A 2,742-nucleotide genomic window follows, 5' to 3' on the forward strand; every position below is an offset into this window, starting at 1 on the left:
GTGGACTGGTCGGCCGGGGAAGTCCGGCTGCTCACCGAGCAACGCGAGTGGCCGGCGGTCGACCGCCCGCGCCGGGCCGGGGTGTCGTCGTTCGGCATCAGCGGCACCAACGCCCACCTGATCCTCGAACAGGCGCCCGCGGACGCCGTCGCCGAGGAGGCCGGGCCCGCGCTGTTCCCCGGTGACGTCGTGCCGTGGGTGCTCTCGGCGCGCACCGCGCCCGCGCTGGCCGCCCACGCCGGGCGCGTCGCCGCGGCCGCCGGCCCCGACGGCACGGCCACGGCCGCCACGCTGGCCGCCCGGACGGCGCTGGCCCACCGGGCGGTCGTGCTGGCGGACGGCGCCGGTTCGGGGACCGCCGGGCTGCGGGCCGTGGCCGCGGGCGAGGCCGCCCCCACCGTCGTGCGCGGGACGGTCGTGCCGGGCCGGACCGCGCTCGTCTTCCCCGGCCAGGGCGCGCAGTGGGCGGGCGTGGGCCGGTCGTGGCCGGAGACGTCGCTGTTCGCCCGGACCCTGGAAGCCGTGGTGGCCGAATTGGACTGCCCGGGCCTCGCGCAGGTACTGCGCACCGACGCCGCCGCCCTCGACGAAACCGGCTACACCCAGCCGGCCCTGTTCGCCGTCGAAGTCGCGCTGTGGGAAGTGCTGTCCGCGGCGGGGGTCCGGCCGGACTACGTCCTGGGGCACTCGATCGGGGAGATCACCGCCGCCCACGTGGCCGGGGTCCTCGATCGGCCGTCGGCCGCGAAGCTGGTCTCCGCCCGGGCGAACCTGATGCAGGCGCTCCCGGCCGGCGGCGGGATGGCGGCCGTGGCGACGCCGGACGGCCGGGACGCGGCCGACCGGCTGGCGCCGCTGCTGGCGGGCACCGGCGTGGTCGTGTCGGCGGTCAACAGCCCGGGTTCGGCGGTGCTGTCGGGGGAGACCGACGCCGTCGACGCGCTGGCCGCCGACCTGCGCGCCGCGGGCTGGCGGGTGAACCGGCTGCGGGTCAGCCACGCGTTCCACTCCCCGCTGATGGAGCCGATGCTGGCGGACTTCGAACGCGTCGCGGCCGGGCTGACCTACCGCAGGCCGCAGATCCCGCTCGTGTCCACGGTGACCGGGCGGCCGATCGCGCCGGACGCCGGCTACTGGGTGCGGCAGGTGCGCGACAGCGTCCGGTTCGACCAGGGTGTGCGGTTCGCGCTGGACCAGGGGGTGCGGAACTTCCTCGAAGTGGGCCCGCACAGCGCGCTGGCCATGGCGATCACCGAAACGGCGCAGGCGGCCGACGTGCCGGTGGCGGTCGCCGGCACCATGCGCCGCGACGACGACCGCCCGGAGCGGGTGCTCGCCGGTCTGGCCGCGGCGTTCACCACGGGAGTGGCGGTGGACTGGCCCGCGGTGCTGGGCCGCCCGGCCGCGCGGGTGCCGCTGCCGGCCTACCCCTTCGAACACGAGCGGTTCTGGTTCACCTCCGCGACCGCCGCGGACGCGACCGCGCTGGGGCAGCGGTCCTCCGCCCACCCCGTCCTCGGCGCGGTGGTCGACCTGACCCCGGAGGCCGGGGTGGTCCTGACCGGCCGCGTCGGGACCGGGCTGCAGCCGTGGTGGTCCGGGCACGTCGTGTTCGGCACGGTCGTGGTGCCGGGCACGGCGATCGCGGAGTGGGTGTGGCACGCCGGGGCGCAGGTGGACTGCCCCGAAATCGGGGAGCTGCTGCTGGAATCGCCGCTGGTGCTGGCCGACCGTTCGGCCCGCCGGGTGCAGGTGCGCGTCGCCGCCCCCGGCGAGGACGGGAACCGGGCGGTGACCGTGCACTCGTGCGCCGACGGGCCGGACGAGGAGTGGGTGTGCCACGCGACCGCGGTGGCCGGCCCGGCGACCCCGGACGACCTCGGCGAGCCACTGACCGACTGGCCTCCCGAAGGGGCGCAACCCTTCGACGTGACGGGGGCGTACGACGCGCTCGAGGAGGCGGGTTTCGGCTACGGGCCCGGGTTCCGCGGGCTGCGGCGCGCCTGGCGGCTCGGCGACGACCGCTACGCCGAAGTCGAACTGCCCGAAGCCGGCGCCGGTTCCCTGATCGAACCGGCGGTGCTGGACGCCGCCCTGCACGTCGGTGCCGTCGAAGCGGTGGTGGCCGGCGCCGGGGCCGCGATGCCGTTCGAATGGCGGGGCGCCCGGGTGCACGCGACCGGGACGACCGCGGTGCGGGTCCGGTGGCGCCCGCTCGGCCCGCACGCGTTCCGGGTGGACGTCGCCGACACCACCGGCGCACCGGTGGCCGCGATCGACCGCGTCACCACCCGGCCGGTGACCACCGGCGACGTCCGGCGCCGGTCCGGCGGCCTCTTCTTCGTGGCCTGGTCACCGGCTCCGGCGCGCCCCGAGCAGGACGGCCGGCCGGCCGCCGACGTCCGCTGGGTGACCGGCGACGACCCGGAAACGGTGGTCGCCGAGACCGTCGAAGCGCTCCAGCGGTGGCTCGCCGCCGACCGCGAAGACCCGCTGGTGGTGGCCACGGCCCACGCCGTCGCGGCGGCGCCCGGCGACGTCGTCGACCTGGCCCAGGCGCCGGTGTGGGGCCTGGTGCGGACCGCGCAGAACGAGCACCCCGGCCGGTTCGTCCTGGTCGACGTCGACGACGACCCCGCGTCGCGGGCCGCGGTGGCCGAGGTGGCCGCGGCCGGCGTGGGCCAGCTGGCGATCCGGGCCGGCCGCGCCCTGGTGCCCCGGCTGGTGCGGCGCGACCCCGGT

1 protein-coding gene is annotated in these 2,742 nt (G+C 77.8%); it reads left to right on the forward strand.

Translation table 11 applies throughout. From position 1 onward, the window contains the following. The coding region (locus tag ACWEVN_RS47475) for an acyltransferase domain-containing protein (RefSeq protein ID WP_452055659.1) at positions 1-2,742 on the forward strand (2,742 nt) is incomplete at both ends.

This window comes from Amycolatopsis sp. NPDC003861 (assembly GCF_053605405.1).